Here is a 20502-nt window from a genome sequence, read left to right on the forward strand (position 1 = left end):
CGCTCGTGAGCCAATTTTTGGCGGCCCGGGTGGAGAGCCCTCGGGCTCGCCGGTTCCCGCAGGGGAGTTTTCCGGTAGTCCAATCCCCTCGGGCCGCCGCCCCTCTCGCCACCGTCACGGTCACGGCGCAATGCATCTCGTTGATGGGCAAGGTCTGTGATCAGGTGGTCGAGCTGTCGTCGCGCAATGAGGGCTCGCGCAACCACTCAAGCAGCAACGCGTTGATCGTATCGGCGCGCTCGTATTGCACCCAGTGCCCCGCGTCCTTGAGCACGTGCACGGGGTTGCGCGGAAACATCGTGCGCAGCTTCGGTGCGAGTGTGGCGGGATCGGCCGTCACGTCGTGCTCGCCCCAGGCCATGAAGGTCGGCGCCTGGCGTTGCGCGAGCAGTTCGAGCAGACCGCCTTTGAGCGCGACGTCCTTGCTGCGAAAACGCGTGTGCACGCAGGCATCGGTGTGCAGGCGCAAGGCCAGCGGGTCGACCTGCTCTGCGGGCATGCTGAGCATGTGCACCGCCAGGTTGTGGCGCATCGCGCTGTCGAGCGCTGGAGCATCACCCTTGCGATAGGCTTCGCGCCATTGCACCAGTTCACCGTTGGGACGCCGCCGCGTGCCATGGCCCGCGCTGCCCAGCAAAACAAGCCGCCGTACAGGCCGCCGCGCGGCCAGGTGCGCAGCCACCAGACCGCCAAACGAAAAGCCCACAAGATCGAAAAGCGTGTGAGATCCGATCACAACGTTCAGGCTGCCCAGCATAGCCTCCAGCAAATCGGGCAAACCCTCGCCGTGCAGGTCGGAGTCGCCATAGCCCGGCATATTGGGCACCCACACCGTGTGCTGGGTCGCCAGGGCATCCACGTTGCCCACCCAGTGCAACCAGCTGCCGTGCCCGCCGTGCAGCAAGACCAGGGGCTGGCCGGTGCCGAAAGCGCGCCAGGTGATCACGCCCCGCTCGGTCTTGACGCGTTCGACGCGCGCGCGCCGCTCAAGGTCGTCGATCAGGCCGTGGGCTTGCAGCAGGTCGTTCATGGTGTGCACTGTAGCGGCAGTGCACAACCCGACCCCGACCACCGAACGCGAGCGCTGAACGTCAGCGCACCTCACCCGTGCGGGTTTCGCTCAGGAAGGGCAAGGTCATGGGGGACGCGGCACTGCGTTGTTGCTGCAGCCGCCGTTGTTCCCCCCGTTCCACCGAGTCGTGCAACACCGCGACGAACCAGGCCAACAACAGGCCTGCGCCCACCAGGGCGATCCAGATCAGCGCATGCGTCAGGAAGCTGAACCACGAAACGTCGTGAGGACTCGCCATGGGAGCGTTGCGGTTCATGGGACCTCCTTGGGGAATTTGAATGTCTCTCTTCACCATGCCAGCGCGGCACGTCGCTGTCTGTAGGCGTTGGCCTACAACGATCAGGCTACGACCTCGCGCATGCGGCTGAGATCGCGGCGGTAGCGCGTGGCCAGCCCGACCTTCTGTTTGTCGCTCAGGATTTTTCCCGAGAGCTGAAAGAATTTTTTCTCTTCTTCCCGCAGGTGGTGGTGCACCTCATGGGACAGCTTGCGCACCAGCTCGGGCCAGGCTTCTGGCTTGTCGCGCGCGTCCTCCAGGGCTTCCACGCATTCGTCGATCTCGTGGTGCTCGTGCAGGGCGTGGCGCGACGATTTCAAGCCCATGTCGTCAAAAAGAATCTGTGCGTACAGGTAACGCTCTTCGGCGGCCGCGTGCGCAGCGAGCTCCACACGCAGTGTCTTGAAGGTTTCCCAGGCGCGCGCGTCATCGGGCTTGAGATGGGTCAGGCGACGGCAAAGGGTGCGCTGGGTTTCGTGGCTCTCGCGAAGGGCTTCGTAGATGTTGTCCATGGATTCTCCTTTGGGACAAGTCTAGGAACGCGCGGGGCTTGTGCCTGTCGGCCTGGCGCGAAGCGGCTTGTAGGACAGACCCTCCCCCGCGCACAAAAAAAAGCCACCGCGCGAACGGTGGCTTCGAATGCCGCATTCCCGCAAAGCAGGATCAACGCGGCGAACGGTCTCCGAAAAGACCTTCAGGGAATCTGGTCAGCGGATCACGGCCAAGTTGGTGCGCACGCCGCCCTTGAAGGTCATGAGCGTGAGCGCGCCGTTCTTGATGTCGCCCTTTTCGTCGAAGGCGATGTTGCCGGTCACACCCTTGTAGTTGGTGGCCTTGAGTGCGGGCAGGTAGACCTTGGGGTCGGCGGAGCCAGCGGTGACCATGGCGTTGGCCATGACCTTCACGGCGTCGTACACGTACGGGGCATACACCTTCACGTCATCGCCGAACTTGGCCTTGAAGTCGGCGCGGAACTTGTCCATGCCTTCCTTCTGTTCGCCTTCCACGCCACCGGCTTCCGCGCAGTAGACCTGCTCGTCGCCCAGGCCATCGGCGGCCAGCTTCGGCAGTTCGGTGGTGCAGATGCCGTCGCCGCCCATGAACTTGGCGGTGATGCCCAGTTGCTTCATCTGCTTGAGCATCGGGCCGGCCACGGCGTCCATGCCACCGAAGAACACAACGTCGGGCTTCTTGGCCTTCAGCGTGGTCAGGATGGCGTTGAAGTCGGTCGCCTTGTCGTTGGTGAACTCGCGGCCCACCACGGTGCCGCCCGCGGCCGTCACGCCCTTCTCGAATTCGTCCGCGACGCCCTGGCCGTACGCGGTGCGGTCGTCGATCACGGCCACGTTCTTGGCCTTGAGCGTTTCGACCGCGTACTTGCCCAGCGTGCCGCCGAGGTGCACATCGTCGGCCACGACGCGGAACGCGCCTGCGTAGCCCTGGCGGGTGTACTTGGGGTTGGTGGCCGAGGGCGAGATCTGGGGAATGCCCGCGTCGTTGTAGATCTGCGAAGCCGGAATGGTGGTGCCGGAGTTCAGGTGGCCGATGACGCCAGCGACCTTGGCGTCGACCAGCTTGGTGGCTGCGGCCGTGCCTTGCTTCGGATCGGCCGCATCGTCTTCTGCCAGCAGCTCGAACTTGACCGGTGCACCAGCGATGCTCAGGCCGGCGGCGTTGAGCTCTTCGATCGCCATCTTGGCGCCGTTTTCATTGTCTTTGCCGAGGTGGGCGATTGCGCCGCTGGTGGGACCAACGTGACCGATCTTGATGACCTGGGCCGACGGCGCAGGCGCCGCGGCAGGAGCCGCCGCAGGGGCCGCTTCTTCCTTTTTGCCGCAAGCGGCAAGTGCGACAGCCGCCGCGATGACAGCCAGTTTGGTGTTCAGTTGCATGGTTTTCCTCGGAAAGGATAAGAATTGGAATGCGGAGGGAACTTTATTTCTCCACGCACATAAAGATACTCCAAAAAACCTGCAGATTTCACGCTGCGCGGCGCGGCGCCAACGGATCGAGGGTTCTCCCGAACGCAGCAGCAACGCGCCGCATGCCGCATAAGTCTTACGTATGCGGCCCGACGATCTCATTCCTGCGGTGCGAGCTTGAGGTCGTGCCGCTGAGGTTCGATACCCTGCGCCTTGTAGCGCTTCCAGCGCTCGCGCGCGTGGCTGCGGTCGCCCTCGTCGTTGGTCACGACCTCGATCACGCGGGCAAAACGCCCGTACCCAGGGGGCATCTCGGCGCGCAGGTTCACCAACACCGACGCTCCATGGTCGTGGTCGGTGGCGCTGGCGAGGTGGATCGGCGAGTGGGCCTGCACATGCGGCGGGTCGTTTGGCCCACTGTGGGGCAAGAACTCCCCGACCACCGAGGTCCAGAGCGCCGCATCGAGCGCGGCGCGCTCGCCATCGTCCACCAACACGAGCAGCCGTGCGCCCTTGAGGTACGCCTTGCGCAACAACCGGCAGGCGTAACCCAGCCGGTCTGGCGCGTTGAAGTGGAAAGCGACCTCGGTCATCTCGCTCGGCTGGGTCAGGCCACGTCAGGCTTTGGCGGTCTTGCGGGCTTTTGCGCGCGGCGCAGCAACGCTTGCCCGACCCGTGGCGACCTGGTCCAGCAGGTATTGCAGCAGCAAGGGTACCGGCCGGCCGGTGGAGCCTTTGGCCGCGCCGCTCTTCCACGCGGTGCCGGCAATGTCCAGGTGCGCCCAGGGCAGTTCGGCGGTGAACTTCTGCAGGAACTTGGCCGCGGTGATCGCACCGCCCGCACGGCCCGCGACGTTGCCCATGTCGGCGAAGTTGGATTTCAGGCCTTCGGCGTATTCGTCGTCCAGCGGCATGCGCCAGCACGGGTCCAGCGCCGTTTCGCCGGCCTGCTGGAGCGCCTGGGCCAGATCGTCGCGGGTAGAGAACAGGCCCGAGCGCACGCCGCCCAGGGCGATCACGCAGGCGCCGGTCAGGGTGGCGATGTCGATCACGCTGTGCGGCTTGAAGCGCGCGGCGTAGGTCAGCGCATCGCACAGGATCAGGCGGCCTTCGGCATCGGTGTTGAGAATTTCGATGGTCTGCCCGCTCATGCTGGTGACCACGTCACCGGGCTTCACGGCCATGCCATCGGGCATGTTTTCGCACGAAGGGATCAGCCCCACGACGTTGATCGCCGGTTGCAGCTCGGCCAGCGCCGCGAAGGTGCCGAGCACGCTGGCCGCACCGCCCATGTCGAACTTCATCTCGTCCATTTCGGCGGCCGGCTTGATGGAGATGCCGCCGGTGTCGAAGGTGATGCCCTTGCCCACCAGCACCACCGGGGCGGCGTCTTTGGCGCCGCCGTTGTAGTGCATGACGATGAAGCGCAGCGGCTCGGCCGAGCCCTTGGCCACCGCCAGGAACGAGCCCATGCCCAGCGCCTCGACCTGCTTGGGGCCGAGCACGTCGACCTTCATGCGCGGCTTGCGCCCGAGCTTGCGCGCCGCTTCGGCGAGCAGGCTGGGCGTGGCGTGGTTGGCCGGGCGGTTGGCCCATTCCTTGGCGAACTCCACACCGGTGACGAGCGCACGGCCCGCCTCGAAACCCGCGCGCACGGCGGCGATCTGGCCCACGCCCAGCACCACCTGCTGCAGCGTGCGGGCCTTGGCCGACGGCTTGGTGGTGGTGTAGACGTAGGTCGCGTCCGCGCAGGCCTGCACGGCGGCCCGCACCGCCCCCGCGTCCGCCTCGAACAGGCTGAGCAACAGGCCCAGTTTCTTCACGCCAGGCTGCTTGAGGGCGCCGACGCCAGCGGCGACCGCCTTGCGCACCGAGGCAGAGGAACCGTCGCCCACGCCCACCAGCAGCACGCGCGCGGCCTTCAACCCGGCCGGGCGGTAACACAGCAACTGCTTGCCCACGCCCTTTTCCAGGTCGCCACGCTGCAGCGCCTGCCCCACCAGCTGCGACAGGGCACCGGCCTCGGCCTTGCCTGGCGGCGTATCGGGCACGAGCACCAGCAAGGCATCGACAGCCCATGAGGCAGCTTGGGTGGGCGAGAGTGATTTGAGTTCGAAGTCCATAATCGTGTTTTCCTGTTCTCGATCGATGTTATTCCATTCCTCCATCCGCAAAGAGCTGGCGCGCAGCTTCGGGGCCACGCTGCTGGTGCTCTTCACCATCGTGCTGACCATGTTGCTGATCCGCACGGTCGGGCTGGCCTCGCGTGGCAGCGTGAACCCGCAGGAGATCGCACTGGTGCTGGGCTACACCGTGATCGGCCGCATGCCCACGGTGCTCACGCTCGCGCTGTTCATCGCCATCGTCTTCACGCTCTCGCGCATGTACCGCGACAGCGAAATGATCATCTGGTTCTCCAGCGGGCGCTCGCTCGGGGGCTTTCTGGGCCCGGTCATGCGTTTTTCGTGGCCGATCCTGTTGGTCATCACGCTGGGGGTGTTCTTCGTCTGGCCCTGGGCCAACCAGCAGACCGACGCGCTGCGCGACCGGTTCGAGCGCCGGGGCGACCTGGAGCGCATTGCGCCCGGGCAGTTCCAGGAATCGTCGAGTGGCAGGCGTGTGTTCTTCATCGACAAGGACACCGCCGATGGCACCGAGGGGCGCAACATTTTTATCTCCAGCACCGAGAAGGACGGCAGTGAAACCGTGACCTCGGCGCGCTCCGGGCGCATCGAGTGGATCGAGGACCGCCAGATCCTGATGCTCAACAACGGCCAGCGCCTGGAGGCCGCCGCCGACCAGAGCACCCTTCAGGTGAGCGAGTTCGAGGAGTACGGCACCCAGATCGGGGGCACGACCCTCAGCGACCGTGGCGAGGCGCTCAAGGCCCGCAGCAGTTGGGACCTGCTGGCCGACCCGACGCGCCCCAACCTGGGCGAATTCGGCTGGCGCGTGGGCATGGCACTGACCGCCATGAACTTCGTGCTGATCGCGGTGGCCACCACCACCGGCAACCCTCGCGCTGGGCGCGGGGGCAATCTGTTCTTCACCCTCTTCTCGTTCGTGTTTTATTACAACCTGCTCAACCTCGGGCAGAGCTGGGTGGCCAGCGGCCTGTTCAGCCTGGGCGGTTACATGCTGACCCTGCACGGCGGCGTGTTCGCGGTGACCGTGTTGTGGATGCTCAAGCGCCACCACAACCTGAGCTTGCGCAACTGGCTGCGGGCCCGGCGTGTCGCGCGCGCCGAATTGCAAGGCGCCGCCCCATGAAAACCATCCGCCGCCTCATCTACGGCGAAGTGTTCGCCGCCGTGTTCTTCGTGCTGCTGGCCTTTCTCTCGCTGTTCTTCTTCTTCGATTTCGTGGACGAGCTGCCCGAATTGGGCAAACCCTCCGCACTCGACCCCAAGCTGATCTACGAAGTCCCGCATGCCTTGCTCTACGTGGCCCTGGGCATGCCCAGCCGCATCTACGAGCTGTTCCCGATCGCCGTGCTGATCGGCTCGGTGTTCGTGCTGGCGCGCCTGGCGCAGGGCTCGGAATACACCATCCTGCGCACCAGCGGCCTGGGGCCCTGGCGGGCGCTGCGCACCATGCTGGGCCTGGGCGCGATCTTCGTGGTGCTCACCTTCGCCATTGGCGACTACCTCGCGCCGATCTCGGACAAGACGGCGCAACTGCTCAAGGCCCGCTACCAGGGCAACATCAGCCTGGGCCAGACGGGGGCCTGGCTCAAGGAGAAGCAGCCGTACAGCAACTTCTCGGTCAACGTGGGCTCCCTGTCGCCGCAGGGCGGGCTGGGCAACGTGCGCATCTTCGAGTTCAACAACCAGGGCTTCCTGGTCTCGACGCTGCGAGCGGACACGGGCCAGATCGAGGCCGACGACTCCTGGACCTTGCGCCAGGTGCAGCGCAGCGAATTCGACACCGCCGGCCAGACCTCGGCGCGCGTGCTGCGGCAGAACCTCGAGACCTTCCGCTGGCCCAGTGGCATCAACGCCGAAATGGTGTCGGTGGCCTTGCTCAAGCCCGACCGCATGCCCACCGCCGACCTGTTCGGCTACATCCGCCACCTGGAGGCCAACGGCCAGACCGCGCAACGCTACGAGATCGAGTTCTGGCGCAAGGTGTTCTACCCCTTGAGCTGCCTGGTGATGGTGGTGCTCGCCCTGCCCTTCGCCTACCTGCACTTTCGCTCCGGCAGCATCACGGCCTACGTGTTCGGCGGCGTGATGATCGGCATCAGCTTCTTCCTGCTCAACAACGTGTTCGGCTACATCGGCAACCTCAACCAGTGGCAACCGTGGCTGGCTGCAGCCTCGCCGGCCATGATCTACTCCATCTTCTCGCTCGGCGCCTTCGGGTGGCTGGTGCTGCGCAGGTAAGGCCATGCTGGGTGTGATTGTCCTGGCGCATGGGTCGCGCGACCCTTTGTGGCGCGCACCGATTGAGTCCGTGGCGCGACAGATCGCCGACCGCGATGCCTCGGCGCTCGTGTCTTGCGCCTACCTCGAACTCTGCGAGCCCGATCTGGCCACGGCCGCGCGCGACATGGTGGCCCAAGGCGCCACCCGCATCCGCGTGCTGCCGCTCTTCTTCGGCATGGGCAAGCACGCCCGCGAAGACCTGCCACAGCGCATGGCCGATCTGGCCGCCGCCCACACCGACACCGCCTTCGAACGCCTGCCCACCGCAGGCGAGGACCCCCGCTTGACCGCATTGCTTGCAAAAATCGCGCTGGAGACCCAGGCATGAACCTGCACCAATTTCGCTTCGTGCAGGAAGCGGTGCGCCGCAACCTGAACCTCACGGAAGCCGCCAAGGCCCTGCACACTTCGCAGCCGGGCGTGTCCAAGGCCATCATCGAGCTGGAGGACGAGCTCGGCATCGAGATCTTTGCCCGCCACGGCAAGCGCATCAAGCGCGTGACCGAGCCGGGCCAGCAGGTGCTCAAAAGCATCGAGGTCATCCTGCGTGAGGTGAACAACCTCAAGCGCATCGGCGAGCAGTATTCGGCGCAGGACAGCGGCACGCTCTCCATCGCCACCACCCACACGCAGGCGCGCTACGTGTTGCCCGGCCCGGTGGCGGCGCTGCGGCAGGCCTACCCCAAGGTCGGCATCAGCCTGCACCAGGGTTCGCCCGACCAGGTGGCCAAGATGCTGATGGAGGAAGTGGCCGAAATCGGCATGGCGACCGAGTCGCTGGTGAACTACCCCGAACTGGTCACCTTGCCCGCCTACGAATGGCAGCACGTGCTGGTGCTGCCGTTCGACCACCCGCTGCTCGATCGCGAGCACATCACGCTGGACGACCTGGCGCAGGTGCCGCTGATCACCTACCACCCCAGCTTCACCGGCCGCACGCGTATCGACCAGGCGTTCGCGCTGCGCCACCTCACCCCGACCATCGTGCTCGAAGCGATCGATTCGGACGTGATCAAGACCTATGTGAAGCTCGGCATGGGCGTGGGCATCGTGGCCGAGATGGCGATGCAGGGCGAGAACCAGACGCCCGATCTGGTGGCGCGCCCGGCGGCCCAGCTATTCGGCCACAACCTGGCGCGTGTGGCCTTCAAACGGGGCACCTACCTGCGCCATTTCGTGCTGCGTTTTGCCGAGCTGCTGAGCGACCGCCTCTCACGCGATCTGATCCTGCGCGCGATGAGCGGCACGCCCGATGACTACGAGCTATGACCCCATGACGGCCCCTCGCACACCCACGTTCCCCTCCCGCCTGCCCAAGGTCGGCACCACCATCTTCAGCGTCATGTCGGCCTTGGCGGTCGAACACGACGCGGTCAACCTCGGCCAGGGGTTTCCCGATTTCGATTGCGACCCGGCCCTGGTCGACGCCGTCACACACGCCATGCAGGCCGGCCACAACCAGTACCCGCCCATGCCCGGCGCGCCCGCGTTGCGCCAGGCCATGGCGGCCAAGATGCAGGCGCTGTATGGCCTGGCGTGCGACCCGGACAGCGAGATCACGGTCACGGCGGGCGCCACGCAGGCCATCCTCACGGCCATCCTGGCGGTGGTGCAGCCGGGCGATGAGGTGATCGTTCTCGAACCCTGCTACGACAGCTACGTGCCCAACATCGAGCTGGCCGGCGGCGTGCCGGTGCGCGTGCCGCTGACCCCTGGCAGCTTCCGACCCGACTTCGATCGCATCGCCGCGGCCATCACCCCGCGCACGCGCGCCCTGCTCATCAACAGCCCGCACAACCCCAGTGGCACGGTCTGGAGCGCCGCCGACATGCAACGCCTGCAAGCACTGCTGGCGCCCACCGACATCGTCCTGATCAGCGACGAGGTCTACGAGCACATGGTGTTCGACGGCCAGGCACACCAGAGCGTGGCGCGTTTCCCCGGCCTGGCCGCGCGCGCCTTCATCATCAGCAGCTTCGGCAAGACCTACCACGTCACGGGCTGGAAGGTGGGCACCGTGGTGGCGCCCGCCGCGCTCACCGCCGAGTTCCGCAAGGTGCACCAGTTCAACGTGTTCACCGTGAACACGCCGGTGCAGCACGCGCTGGCCCGCTACATGGCCGATCCGGCGCCGTACGTGGAGCTGGCGGCCTTCTACCAGCGCAAGCGCGATCTGTTCCGCGAAGGACTGAGCACCACGCGCTTTCGGTTGCTGCCCGGTGAAGGCACGTACTTCCAGTGCGTGGAGATATCGAACCTGGCCGTCGCCGAGCGCGATCTGCCCGAAGGCGACTTCTGCCAATGGCTCACGAAAGAGATCGGCGTGGCCGCCATCCCCTTGTCGGCGTTCTATGGCGACGGGTTCGATCAGAAGGTGGTGCGCTTCTGCTTCGCGAAGAAGGACGAAACCCTGCGGGAGGCGCTCAAGCGCCTCGCTCGACTCTGAGCGAAGACCGGCTCATGTGTTGAGCTGCGCCCAGGCCTTGTCCAGGCGCTTCACGCTCACCGGCTGGGGCGTGCGCAACTCTTGCGCGAAGAAGCTCACGCGCAATTCTTCCAGCAGCCAGCGCAGCTCTTGCAAGCGCGCATCCTGCACACCCTTGCGCTCGGCCACCAGGCGCCAGAAGCGCTGGTCCTGAGGGCGCAGTTCGGCCAGTTTGCCTGCATCGCGCGCGGGGTCGGCGCGCAGCTTGTCCAGCCGCAGTTGCACGGCCTTCAGATAGCGCGGCAGGTGCTGCAGTTGCGCGTACGGCGTCTGCAGCAAGAAGCGCTTGGGCACCAGACGCTGCAGCTGTTGGCCAATGTCGGCCGCGACCTCGGCCGGTGGCTTGCTGTCCTTGAGCTTGCGCGCGGCGGCCGCGAATTCGCCGAGCACCGTGCCCGCCGTGCGAGCGATCTCGTTGGCGATGAGCGTGAGCCGTCCACGGCCCTCTTCCACACGGCGCTTGAAGGCGGCCTCGTCGGTGGGCAAGGGGTCGCCCAGGAAGGCGCGGTCCAGCGCGAGTTCGAGGATCTGTGCGCGCAACTCTTCCAGCGTGCCGCCCCCGCCCGCCTCCTTGCCCACCTGCATGTAGGCCACGCCCATGGCCTGCAGGCCGGGCAGGTTCTTCTCCAGGTATTTCAGCGCATCGCGGATCTGCAGGGCAAACAGCCGCCGCAGGCCTTCGCGGTGGCGCGACTGGGCCACCTCGGGCTCGTCGAAAACTTCGATGCGCACCGCATCGCCATCGTCCACCAGCGCGGGAAAGCCGATCAGCGTCTGGCGGCCTTGCTGGATTTCCATCAGCTCGGGCAGTTCGCCGAAGTTCCAGGTGGTGTGCCGCTGGGTGGCGCTGGTGCGGTCTGTTGGAGAAGAGGCTTTGGCTGTTGCTCCCTCTCCCGCTCGCGGGAGAGGCTTGGCCTGTCCTGAGCTTGTCGAAGGAGGGTGAGGGCCTCGCGCCTGCGGGGGACCCTCACCCTGCCCTCTCCCGCGAGCGGGAGAGGGTGAAGGCACTTCGCCGGCGGCGTCCGACGTCGTCGTTGCAGACAGCTTCAATTGCGCCAGCGCCTGGAAGGCCCCGCGCGCCTTCGCACCCAGCTCGGCTTTCAGCGCAGCCAGGTTGCGGCCTTGCCCGAGTTGCCGGCCGTGCTCGTCTACCACACGCAGGTGCATGAAGTGGTGCGGACTGAGCATGTCGACCTTGATGTCGTTGCGCACGATGTCGAGTTGCGTGGCCTGGCGCACGAGCTTGAGCACCGCGTCCATGAGGTTGCCCGATGCAAACGCGGCCGGCTCGCACAGCGCCTGCGTGAACTTCTCGGCCGTGGCGGGCAAGGGAACCAGGCGCGAACGCGGGCGCTGGTGCAGGGTCTTGAGCAGCGCCAGCACCTTGTCCTTGAGCATGCCGGGTACCAGCCAGTCGCAGCGGTCTTCGCTGGCCTGGTTGAGCGCGAAGATGGGCAAGGTGACCGAGAGGCCATCGCGCGGGTCGCCGGGTTCGTGCAGGTAGCTGCAGGCGCAGTCCACACCGCCCAGGCGCAGCGTCTTGGGAAAGGTCTGCGTGGTGATACCGGCCGCTTCGTGGCGCATCAGCTCCTCGCGCGTGAGCAGCAGGAGCTTGGGGTTCTCGCGCACCGCATCGCGGAACCAGCGCTCCATGGAAGCCCCGGTGCAGACGTTCGCCGGCACCTGCTGGTCGTAGAAGGCGTAGATCAGTTCGTCGTCCACCAGCACGTCCTGCCGGCGCGACTTGTGCTCCAGCTCGGCCACCTGCCGCACCAGTTTCTGGTTCGCGGCCAGGAACGGCAGGCGCGTGTCCCATTCGCCCGCCACCAGGGCTTCGCGGATGAAGATCTCGCGTGCGCCCACCGGATCCACCCGGCCGTAGTCGGTACGCCGGTTGCTGTAGACCACCAGGCCGTACAGCGTGGCGCGCTCCAGCGCCGTGACCTGCGCGGCCTTCTTCTCCCAATGCGGGTCGAGCAACTGTTTCTTGATCAGGTGCGCGCCCACCTGCTCCAGCCATGGCGGCTCGATGTTGGCAATGCCCCGGCCGAACAGGCGCGTGGTCTCCACCAGCTCGGCGCAGACGATCCAGCGACCCGGCCGCTTGCTCAGGTTCGCACCAGGATGGCGGTGGAACTTGATGCCGCGCGCACCGAGGTACACGTCTTCGGTTTCGTGTTTCTGCCCGATGTTGCCGAGCAGGCCCGAGAGCATGGCCAGGTGCAGCTGTTCGTAGCTGGCCGGCTTGTCGTTGAGCTTCCACTGGTGTTCGGCAACGACGGTGTGCAGTTGGGTATGGATGTCGCGCCACTCGCGCACACGCCGCACGTTGATGAAGTTTTCTCGCAGCGCGTTCTCGTATTGCCGGTGGCTCAGCTTGTGGTCTTTGCCGTGGCCACCCTTCGTGTCGTCCAGCCATTTCCACAGCTTGAGCGTGCCACTGAACTCGCTCTTCTCGTCGTCGAACTTGGCTTGCGCCTGGTCGGCCTGGGCCTGCTTGTCCAGCGGGCGGTCGCGCACGTCCTGCACGGAGAGGGCCGAGGCAATCACCAGCACCTCGTCGAGCGCACCGCGCTGCTGCGCTTCCAGGATCATGCGGCCCACGCGCGGGTCCAGCGGCAGGCGCGATAGGGTCTGGCCGATGGCGGTGAGTTCGTTGGTGTCGTCCACCGCGCCGAGTTCGGCGAGCAGCTGGTAGCCGTCGACGATGGCGCGTTTCTGCGGTGCCTCGATGAAGGCGAAGTCTTCCACCGCGCCCAGGCGCAGCGCCTTCATGCGCAGGATGACACCTGCGAGCGAGCTGCGCAGGATCTCGGGGTCGGTGAACTTCGGACGCCCGATGAAGCCCGCCTCGTCGTACAGCCGGATGCAGATGCCATCGGCCACGCGCCCGCAACGCCCGGCGCGCTGGTTGGCGGCGGCCTGGCTGATGGGTTCGACCAGCAACTGCTCCACTTTCTGGCGGAAGCTGTAGCGCTTGACGCGCGCGGTGCCGGCGTCGACCACGAAGCGGATGCCGGGCACGGTGAGCGAGGTCTCGGCCACGTTGGTCGAGAGCACGATGCGCCGACCGCTGTGGTCTTGAAAAATGCGCTCCTGTTCGGCCTGGGACAGCCGCGCGAACAAGGGCAGCACCTCGGCGTTGCGCAGCGTCGGAACATGGCTGAGGTGCTTGCGCAAGTGGTCAGCAGCTTCTCGAATCTCGCGCTCGCCCGGCAGGAACACAAGGATGTCCCCACCTTGCGGCCCGCGCCACAGCTCGTCCACCGCATCGGCGATGGCGTTGTTCAAGTCGTACTCGCGGCTTTCCTCGAAGGGCCGCCAGCGTACTTCCACCGGAAAGGTGCGGCCCGAGACCATCAGCACCGGTGCCTTGCCCTTGCTGGAGGAGAAGTAATCGGCAAAGCGGTCGGCATCGATGGTGGCCGAGGTCACCACCAGCTTGAGGTCGGGCCGGCGCGGCAGGAGTTGGCGCAGGTAGCCCAGCAGGAAGTCGATGTTGAGGCTGCGCTCGTGCGCCTCGTCGATGATGATGGTGTCGTAGGCGCGCAGCTCGGGGTCGGTCTGCGTCTCGGCCAGCAGGATGCCGTCGGTCATGAGCTTGACGGAGGCATCGCGTGAGAGGCGGTCCTGGAACCGCACCTTGTATCCGACCACATCGCCCAGCGGTGTCTTCAATTCCTCCGCAATGCGTTTGGCCACGCTGGAGGCGGCGATGCGCCGTGGCTGTGTGTGGCCGATGAGCTGGCCCCGCTGCCCAGGTTTGGCGTTGCATTTGCCGCGGCCCATGCCCAGCAGGATCTTGGGCAGTTGCGTGGTCTTGCCCGAGCCCGTTTCGCCGCAGACGATGACCACCTGATGGTCGCGCAAGGCGGCCTCGATCTCGTGGCGGCGGGCCGAGACGGGCAGCGACTCGGGAAACTCAATGTGCAGCGGCGTGGAAGACAAGTGGGGAACTTCGGTCAAAATCGGGCAGCCGGCCATTATCCGCGCCCGCAAAGCCCCTCGCCCGCAGCCCTTCGACACCTTCATGTCCAACGTCTTCAACTTCACCTTCGTTCCATGGTTCCGTTCGGTCGCGCCATACATCCACAAGCACCGCCACAACACGCTGGTGGTGGGCATCGCGGGCGAGGCGATCGCGGCGGGGAAGCTGGAAAAACTGGCGCAGGATCTGGCGCTGATCCAGAGCATGGGCGTGGAGATCGTGCTGGTGCACGGCTTTCGACCGCAGGTGAACGAGCAACTGCGCCTCAAGGGGCAGGAGGCCAGGTACTCGCATGGCATGCGCATCACCGACTCGGTGGCGCTGGACTGCGCGCAGGAAGCGGCTGGGCAGTTGCGCTATGAAATCGAAGCTGCGTTCAGTCAGGGCTTGCCCAACACGCCCATGGCCGGCGCGACGGTGCGCGTGATCTCGGGCAACTTCATCACCGCGCGTCCCGTGGGCCTGATCGACGGGGTGGACTTCCTGCACTCGGGCCTGGTGCGCAAGGTCGACACCGAAGGCATCCAGCGCACGCTGGACATGGGCGCGATGGTACTGCTCTCGCCGTTCGGCTTCTCGCCCACCGGCGAAGCCTTCAACCTGCAGATGGAAGACGTGGCCACCTCGGTCGCCGTGGCGCTGCAGGCCGACAAGCTCATGTTCCTGACCGAGGTCCCCGGCATCCGCGTGGACGGCTCGGACCCCGAAAGCGATATCGACACCGAACTGCCGCTGGCCGACGCCAAGAAGCTGCTGGCCTCGCTGCCCCCGCCGATGCTGCCCACCGACCCGGCGTTCTACCTGCAGCACTGCATCCGCGCCTGCGAAGGTGGTGTCGACCGCAGCCACATCCTGCCCTTCTCGGTCGATGGCGCGCTGCTGCTGGAGATCTACACCCACGACGGCATCGGCACCATGGTGGTGGACGAAAAGCTGGAGAGCGTGCGCGAAGCCACCATGGACGATGTGAGCGGCATCGTCGCGCTGATCGAGCCGTTCGAGAAGGACGGTACCCTGGTCAAGCGCGAACGCCACGAGATCGAGCGCGACGCGGGCAACTACACCATCATCGAGCACGACGGCGTGATCTTCGGCTGCGCCGCGCTCTACCCCTACCCGGAAGCGCGCACCGGCGAAATGGCCGCGCTCACCGTGTCGCCCGACACCCAGAGCCAGGGCGACGGCGAACGCCTGCTCAAGCGCATCGAGACGCGCGCCAAGGCCCAGGGCCTGCAAAGCATCTTCGTGCTCACCACGCGCACCATGCACTGGTTCATCAAGCGCGGCTTCGTACAGGTGAGCGCCGATTGGCTGCCCGAGGCGCGCAAGCGCAAATACAACTGGGACCGCAGAAGCCAGGTGCTGGTGAAAAAGCTCAACTGACGCGGGCCCGAGGCCCATGCACCATCAGGCGGTGGGCTTCTTCATCCAGAGCGCGATGGCCAGCAGCGCGATGGCCGCGAAGCACAGGAAGGACCAGTTCGCGATCGACAGGCCGAGAAAGGTCCAGTCGATCACCGAGCAATCGCCGCTGCCACGAAAGATCATCGGAATGGCGCGGCGCAGCGGGAACGATTCGATCATGCCGAAGAAGTCGCGCCCGCAGCTCATGATCTCCGGCGGATTCCATTGCAGCCAGCTCTGGCGCGCGGCGGTGAAGGCACCGAACACCGACAGCAGACCCATCAACACCACGCCGCCGTACAACGCGATACGCTGGCGGAACAAGGCAGCGACACCCGCCACCACCGCAACGCCCACCAGCGCGTAACGCTGCACGATGCACATGGGACAAGGCTCCAGGCCCACCACGTGTTGCAAATACATGCCGAAGGCCAGCATGGCCACGCAGACCAGCGCCACACCCGCCAGGATCCGGCGAGGATGTTGCGTCAGGAACGAGGCGATGCCTGGGGAGGTAAGGGCTGTCAAAGGAAGTCCTGAAGAAGGGAAAACGCGGCCGCCAGGCGGGACAGAGCACTGAGCCCGCAAGTCTGCCGCAAGTTCCCGGCCTCAGCGCTCTCAGCTCACGAACGCGCGCTCGATGACGAAGTCACCCGGCGTGGTCGTGTTGCCTTCCTTGAAGCCGCGCTTTTCGCACAAAGCCTTGAGGTCGCGCAGCATTTCTGGGCTGCCGCAGATCATGACGCGGTCTTCGGCCGGATTGAGCGGGGGAATGCCCAGGTCCTTGGCGACCACGCCATCGGCCAGCAACTGCGGAATGCGGCCCTGGTGCATGAAAGGCTCGCGCGTGACCGTGGGGTAATACAGCAGCTTTTGCTTGACCGCATCGCCCAGAAACTCGTCGTGCCGCAGCTGTTCGGAGATCAGTTCGCGATAGGCCAGTTCCTTGACCTGGCGCACACCGTGGATCAGCACCACCTGCTCGAAGCGCTCATAGGTTTCCGGATCGCGGATGACGCTGAGGAACGGCGCAAGACCGGTGCCCGTGCCCAGCAGGTACAGGCGCTTGGCGGGCAGCAGATAGTCGATCAGCAATGTACCCGTGGGTTTGCGCCCCACCACCAGGGTGTCGCCCACCTGGATGTGTTGCAGGCGAGAGGTCAGCGGGCCATCCTGCACCTTGATGCTGAGGAATTCGAGGTGATCGGCCCAGTTCGGGCTCACGATGCTGTAGGCGCGCAGCAGCGGTTTGCCGTCCACCCGCAGTCCGATCATGGTGAAGTGGCCATTGGAGAACCGCAGCGAGGTGTCGCGCGTGGTCGTGAAGCTGAACAACCGATCGGTCCAGTGGTGAACGCTGAGCACGCGCTCTTCCAGAAATGCACTCATGAAAGGTCCTGATGGGGGAAACCCCGTATTGTAAAAACTTGGGCTGGCCTGGGAGCTGGCGTGGGCATCGGCAGTCCCCACAGGTCCAGCGGGCTCCGAAACCTTGCTACAGTGGCGGCCTGCCAGGGCAAGTCGCCCTCGCCGGCCAATGGCGAACCACGCCAGTAAAACAAGAGCTGGATCATGCCAACGATCGCCAAGCTCTGGAACGAATAAATTCTTCCGTTCGTTATAACCAAACCATCTAATCCCACCCCAAGGAAACGACCATGGCACGCACTGTTCATTGCATCAAGCTCGGCAAGGAAGCCGAAGGCCTGGACTTTCCCCCCTATCCCGGCGAAATGGGCAAGCGCCTGTATGAGAACGTCAGCAAGGAAGCCTGGGCGGCCTGGCTCAAGCACCAGACCATGCTGCTCAATGAAAACCGCCTGAACCTGGCCGACGCTCGCGCCCGCCAGTACCTGGCGCGTCAGATGGAAAAACACTTCTTCGGCGAAGGTGCCGACGCCGCCGCCGGCTTTGTGCCCCCGCCTGCCGAAGGCCAATAAGCCACCCGGCGCTGTACCCGCGGTCGCGCCCTCCTCGTGCCCGATTCTTCTGCTCGCCACGCCCTGGTGATCGGCGCCGGCTTGGCAGGCGCTGCCACATGCGCGGCGCTCGCCCGGCGCGGCTGGCGGCTCACGCTGCTGGATGCCGCAACTGGCCCGGCCCAGGGCGCATCGGCCCTTCCCGTGGGCATGCTGAGTCCGCACGTCACGCGCGCGCCCACGCCGATGTCGCGCTTGAGCGCGCTGGGCGTGGCGGCCACGCTCGACGAATTGCAACGACGGGTCCCGCAGGGACACGGCTGGCGCACCTGCGAAGTGGACAACCTGGGGCACCACCCTGGTCGCTGGCCGGCCGCGATGGTGCGCCCCGCTGCCCTGGTGAAGGCCTGGCTGGACGAATCGGCGCAGCTGGGCCTGTTGGAGTGTCGTTGGCAGGCCAACGTCCACAAACTCTTGCGCCAGTCCGGTCTCTGGCAAGCCCTGGATACCCACGGCGAGTGCCTGGCGCAAGCGCCGGTGGTGGTGGTGGCCAGCGCCTACGGCAGCCACGCCTTGCTGACTGGCGCCTCCTCACTCGTGGATGGCGATGCCCTGCCCTTGCGTCCCGTCAAGGGGCAAATGAGTCTGGGGGAGCTTCACGAAGCACCATGGGCCGCCCGCCCCCAGCGCGATGACGGCGTGTTCGTTCCCTGCTACGAAGATGCGGGGCTGGCACCCCAATGGCCCACCCGCCTCTGGGCCATGGGCTCCACCTACGAACGGGGCGAAAACAGCACCCACCTGAGCGCGTCGGCACACGAACGCAATGCCATCGGCCTGGAGTCGCTCTGCGCACCTGCCGCCGCCGCCCTGCGAGAAGCGCAAGCCCAGGGAAGTTTGCTGGGCTGGGCCCAGGTGCGCTGCGCCTCGCAAGATCGCCTGCCTCTTGTGGGCGCTGTGCCCGATGGCAAAACCTTGGAGGAGAGGATGGTGCAAGCGGGGCCTCGACGCGGTCGGATGTCGCTGGCAGAGACGCCACGCCATGACGGCCTGTTCATGCTGAGCGCCCTGGGATCTCGCGGCATCGCACTGGCACCTTGGTGCGCGAGCCGCCTGGCCGCCACCATGGAGGGCGAACCCACGCCAGACGAGCAAGCCGATCTGCTGCGCGCCATCGATCCCGCTCGCTTCGCCTCGAAGCGGGCACGCCGGTAGTCAAACTAAATCAGATCCAGCCACTGCGAGACCTGGCTGGGCCGGAACGGCCGCTCCAGCAATGCCGAGATGCCGACCCGGTACACGTCGCGGCGCACGCGCATGCGTCGCCACCAGCCCGCCAGCGGACCGGCCAGCTCGGTCGTGGCCAAGGTCAAGGCCTGCGGATAACGCTCGACGAAATGGCGCATGAGCGCCCACACGTCCATGCGGTGGTCGTCCAGGTTGAACACGCCGCACACGTAGCGGTAACGCGACATGAGCTCGAGCGCATGGGCGGCATCCGAGGCCTCGTCCACGTGCGCCACGCCGGCGAGGGCCAGGCGCGTACGCAGGTAAGTGCCCTCCTGCTCGTCGGTGCCGACCACCACCGCCCGCCGCACGAAATCGCCCGGTTCGCTCAACGCGCCCAACGCCACGTCCAGCGGTGCGGGCGAGGTCACATCCAGGTCCACCATGCCCGAATCCCACCGGTGCGCGGCATACACCGCGTCCAGGTCGTGCAGAACGGCCGCCCAGTCCATGGGGCGCTGCATCACGCGCCAGGCGTGGGCGGGGGCGTCCGGGCCCACCCAGATCAGCCGCTGGCCCGGTGGCATTTCCTTGGCATGGGACAGCACCGCCTCCAGGCTTTCCCCATCGACCAACGCAACCTGCGCGACCGCGGCGGGCGATGGCGCCGAGGGCGAGCGCGAGGGCATCCACAGCGCATACGTCAACTCACGGTCCTGGGACAGGCGAAAGATGGTGTTGAGCGCGTGCCGCTCGACATCCGAGAACCCCACCACGCTGACCAGAATGCGCTGCTTGTGCATGGCGCGGATGTTAAGTCCGCCCCACCCCTCTCCCGCGCCAGCCGCCGCAACAAGCCGCGATTTCCCGTGCGATCCGGCACGTGCCGTCCTTCATATTCTGGACGGGCATATATGCATGAGCAAAAAATCGTTTGGGATATATCACTGCGTCTCTACAGTTCGGCCCATGCCTGACATCGCCATCATCCTGGCCGGATTTTTTGTGGGACTCATCGTGGGTCTCACGGGTGTGGGTGGCGGCTCGTTGATGACGCCCATCCTGATCTTCTTCTTCGGCGTCAAACCGTATCTCGCGGTCGGCACCGATCTGCTGTTCGCGGCCGTCACCAAAATGGGGGGCACCGTCAACCTGGCCCGGCAAAAGCTGGTGCCCTGGCGTGTGGTGGGTCAGCTCAGCGCCGGCAGCTTGCCTGCCGCCGTCGTGACGCTGCTGGTCCTGCGGCAATTGGGTCCGGCCAGCGCCGCCGTCCAAGCCCTCATGACCAACACCCTGGGCCTGGCGCTGTTGCTCACGGCCGCCGCCATGCTTTTCAAGGCGGTGCGCGGCAAACAACTGCCACGCCACCTGCCCGAGGACCAGTGGGACAAAGCCACACATGCGCGCCATTGGAGCCTGCCCGTCCTGTTCGGTGCGGTGATCGGCACCCTGGTCACGCTCACCTCGGTCGGTGCCGGTGCCATTGGCGTGTCGGTGTTGCTGCTGCTGTTCCCCCTGCTGCCGCTGCCCCGCATCGTGGCGACCGACATTGCCTACGCCGTGCCGCTGACCCTGGTCGCGGGCCTCGGCCATGCCAGTCTCGGCTCGGTCGACTGGCCTTTGCTCACCCAGCTGCTGCTCGGCTCGCTGCCCGGTATCTGGCTCGGCACGCGCCTCATGCGCCACACGCCCGAACGCCTGGTGCGCTCGGCCCTCTCAGCGCTGCTGGCCTATGCCGGTCTGAAACTGATTGCCTTTTGATTCCTGAAGCCCACGAAGAC

At 66.0% G+C, this 20502-nt stretch carries 19 protein-coding genes; 9 read left to right on the forward strand and 10 right to left on the reverse strand.

All coding sequences use genetic code 11. The annotated features are described in order from the left end of the window. Positions 1–160: 160 nt before the first annotated feature. From F9K07_RS15935 to F9K07_RS15960, 6 genes are all read right to left on the reverse strand, one after another. Positions 161–1030, reverse strand: a complete 870-nt coding sequence (locus F9K07_RS15935) for an alpha/beta fold hydrolase (protein WP_236581285.1) — start codon at positions 1028–1030, stop codon at positions 161–163. A gap of 61 nt (positions 1031–1091) precedes the next feature. Further along, a complete protein-coding gene (locus F9K07_RS15940; protein WP_159594366.1) occupies positions 1092–1328 on the reverse strand; it encodes a hypothetical protein in 237 nt (78 codons plus the stop codon). A gap of 83 nt (positions 1329–1411) precedes the next feature. Beyond that, positions 1412–1861, reverse strand: coding sequence for a hemerythrin domain-containing protein (locus F9K07_RS15945; protein WP_159594367.1), 450 nt, complete (start codon positions 1859–1861; stop codon positions 1412–1414). Positions 1862–2056: 195 nt separating this feature from the next. Continuing rightward, entirely contained in the window at positions 2057–3241 is a 1185-nt protein-coding gene (locus F9K07_RS15950; protein WP_159594368.1) for a branched-chain amino acid ABC transporter substrate-binding protein, read from the reverse strand. Between the two features lie 188 nt (positions 3242–3429). Further along, positions 3430–3864, reverse strand: a complete 435-nt coding sequence (locus tag F9K07_RS15955) for a DNA polymerase III subunit chi (RefSeq protein ID WP_159594369.1) — start codon at positions 3862–3864, stop codon at positions 3430–3432. 24 nt (positions 3865–3888) lie between these two features. Continuing rightward, entirely contained in the window at positions 3889–5394 is a 1506-nt protein-coding gene (locus F9K07_RS15960; RefSeq protein WP_159594370.1) for a leucyl aminopeptidase, read from the reverse strand. Positions 5395–5419: 25 nt separating this feature from the next. Here F9K07_RS15960 and lptF point away from each other — a divergent pair, with 25 nt between their 5' ends. The 5 genes from lptF to F9K07_RS15985 are packed head-to-tail and all read left to right on the forward strand — an operon-like array spanning position 5420 to position 10144. Beyond that, the gene (gene lptF, locus F9K07_RS15965; RefSeq protein ID WP_159594371.1) at positions 5420–6541 is read left to right on the forward strand and encodes an LPS export ABC transporter permease LptF; all 1122 of its coding nucleotides are present in this window, start codon (positions 5420–5422) and stop codon (positions 6539–6541) included. Next, a complete protein-coding gene (gene lptG / locus F9K07_RS15970; RefSeq protein WP_159594372.1) occupies positions 6538–7656 on the forward strand; it encodes an LPS export ABC transporter permease LptG in 1119 nt (372 codons plus the stop codon). The genes lptF and lptG overlap by 4 nt, the downstream gene beginning before the upstream one ends. 4 nt (positions 7657–7660) lie before the next feature. Next, positions 7661–8026 (forward strand): sirohydrochlorin chelatase, encoded by a 366-nt coding sequence (locus F9K07_RS15975; RefSeq protein WP_159594373.1) that lies wholly within the window; start codon positions 7661–7663, stop codon positions 8024–8026. Beyond that, entirely contained in the window at positions 8023–8967 is a 945-nt protein-coding gene (locus tag F9K07_RS15980; RefSeq protein WP_159594374.1) for a CysB family HTH-type transcriptional regulator, read from the forward strand. The genes F9K07_RS15975 and F9K07_RS15980 overlap by 4 nt, the downstream gene beginning before the upstream one ends. 4 nt (positions 8968–8971) lie before the next feature. After that, the gene (locus F9K07_RS15985; protein ID WP_442907332.1) at positions 8972–10144 is read left to right on the forward strand and encodes a pyridoxal phosphate-dependent aminotransferase; all 1173 of its coding nucleotides are present in this window, start codon (positions 8972–8974) and stop codon (positions 10142–10144) included. A 12-nt stretch (positions 10145–10156) separates the two neighbouring features. Here the strand turns inward: F9K07_RS15985 and hrpA are convergent, their stop codons facing one another. Further along, a complete protein-coding gene (gene hrpA, locus F9K07_RS15990; RefSeq protein ID WP_159596961.1) occupies positions 10157–14167 on the reverse strand; it encodes an ATP-dependent RNA helicase HrpA in 4011 nt (1336 codons plus the stop codon). Between the two features lie 46 nt (positions 14168–14213). Between hrpA and argA the strand changes: the two genes are divergently transcribed. Next, positions 14214–15554 carry an amino-acid N-acetyltransferase gene (gene argA / locus F9K07_RS15995; RefSeq protein ID WP_159594376.1) on the forward strand — a complete coding sequence of 447 codons (1341 nt, stop codon included), beginning with the start codon at positions 14214–14216 and terminating at the stop codon, positions 15552–15554. Positions 15555–15578: 24 nt separating this feature from the next. Here argA and F9K07_RS16000 read toward each other — a convergent pair whose 3' ends face one another. Then, a complete protein-coding gene (locus tag F9K07_RS16000) occupies positions 15579–16103 on the reverse strand; it encodes a disulfide bond formation protein B (RefSeq protein ID WP_236581286.1) in 525 nt (174 codons plus the stop codon). A gap of 90 nt (positions 16104–16193) precedes the next feature. Then, a complete protein-coding gene (locus tag F9K07_RS16005; RefSeq protein ID WP_159594377.1) occupies positions 16194–16964 on the reverse strand; it encodes a ferredoxin--NADP reductase in 771 nt (256 codons plus the stop codon). Positions 16965–17233: 269 nt separating this feature from the next. Between F9K07_RS16005 and F9K07_RS16010 the strand changes: the two genes are divergently transcribed. After that, a complete protein-coding gene (locus F9K07_RS16010) occupies positions 17234–17515 on the forward strand; it encodes an oxidative damage protection protein (protein WP_159594378.1) in 282 nt (93 codons plus the stop codon). 36 nt (positions 17516–17551) lie between these two features. Next, a complete protein-coding gene (locus tag F9K07_RS16015) occupies positions 17552–18709 on the forward strand; it encodes an FAD-dependent oxidoreductase (RefSeq protein WP_159594379.1) in 1158 nt (385 codons plus the stop codon). A 5-nt stretch (positions 18710–18714) separates the two neighbouring features. On the opposite strand, the gene F9K07_RS16020 is transcribed toward F9K07_RS16015, so the two are convergent. Next, on the reverse strand, positions 18715–19524 hold the full coding sequence (locus F9K07_RS16020; protein ID WP_159594380.1) for a hypothetical protein: 810 nt from the start codon (positions 19522–19524) through the stop codon (positions 18715–18717). Positions 19525–19690: 166 nt separating this feature from the next. On the opposite strand from F9K07_RS16020, the gene F9K07_RS16025 reads away from it, so the two are divergent. Then, positions 19691–20482: a sulfite exporter TauE/SafE family protein gene (locus tag F9K07_RS16025; RefSeq protein WP_159594381.1), complete on the forward strand. Its 792-nt coding sequence runs from the start codon at positions 19691–19693 to the stop codon at positions 20480–20482. Positions 20483–20502 lie beyond the last annotated feature (20 nt).

The organism is Hydrogenophaga sp. BPS33 (assembly GCF_009859475.1).
Taxonomy (GTDB): domain Bacteria; phylum Pseudomonadota; class Gammaproteobacteria; order Burkholderiales; family Burkholderiaceae_C; genus Hydrogenophaga.

Coding starts and splice junctions, on each gene's coding strand:
- F9K07_RS15935 (WP_236581285.1), bottom strand. CDS start 1,030: ATGAACGACCTGCTGCAAGCCCACGGCCTGATCGACGACCTTGAGCGG.
- F9K07_RS15940 (WP_159594366.1), bottom strand. CDS start 1,328: ATGAACCGCAACGCTCCCATGGCGAGTCCTCACGACGTTTCGTGGTTC.
- F9K07_RS15945 (WP_159594367.1), bottom strand. CDS start 1,861: ATGGACAACATCTACGAAGCCCTTCGCGAGAGCCACGAAACCCAGCGC.
- F9K07_RS15950 (WP_159594368.1), bottom strand. CDS start 3,241: ATGCAACTGAACACCAAACTGGCTGTCATCGCGGCGGCTGTCGCACTT.
- F9K07_RS15955 (WP_159594369.1), bottom strand. CDS start 3,864: ATGACCGAGGTCGCTTTCCACTTCAACGCGCCAGACCGGCTGGGTTAC.
- F9K07_RS15960 (WP_159594370.1), bottom strand. CDS start 5,394: ATGGACTTCGAACTCAAATCACTCTCGCCCACCCAAGCTGCCTCATGG.
- lptF (WP_159594371.1), top strand. CDS start 5,420: ATGTTATTCCATTCCTCCATCCGCAAAGAGCTGGCGCGCAGCTTCGGG.
- lptG (WP_159594372.1), top strand. CDS start 6,538: ATGAAAACCATCCGCCGCCTCATCTACGGCGAAGTGTTCGCCGCCGTG.
- F9K07_RS15975 (WP_159594373.1), top strand. CDS start 7,661: ATGCTGGGTGTGATTGTCCTGGCGCATGGGTCGCGCGACCCTTTGTGG.
- F9K07_RS15980 (WP_159594374.1), top strand. CDS start 8,023: ATGAACCTGCACCAATTTCGCTTCGTGCAGGAAGCGGTGCGCCGCAAC.
- F9K07_RS15985 (WP_442907332.1), top strand. CDS start 8,972: ATGACGGCCCCTCGCACACCCACGTTCCCCTCCCGCCTGCCCAAGGTC.
- hrpA (WP_159596961.1), bottom strand. CDS start 14,167: ATGGCCGGCTGCCCGATTTTGACCGAAGTTCCCCACTTGTCTTCCACG.
- argA (WP_159594376.1), top strand. CDS start 14,214: ATGTCCAACGTCTTCAACTTCACCTTCGTTCCATGGTTCCGTTCGGTC.
- F9K07_RS16005 (WP_159594377.1), bottom strand. CDS start 16,964: ATGAGTGCATTTCTGGAAGAGCGCGTGCTCAGCGTTCACCACTGGACC.
- F9K07_RS16010 (WP_159594378.1), top strand. CDS start 17,234: ATGGCACGCACTGTTCATTGCATCAAGCTCGGCAAGGAAGCCGAAGGC.
- F9K07_RS16020 (WP_159594380.1), bottom strand. CDS start 19,524: ATGCACAAGCAGCGCATTCTGGTCAGCGTGGTGGGGTTCTCGGATGTC.
- F9K07_RS16025 (WP_159594381.1), top strand. CDS start 19,691: ATGCCTGACATCGCCATCATCCTGGCCGGATTTTTTGTGGGACTCATC.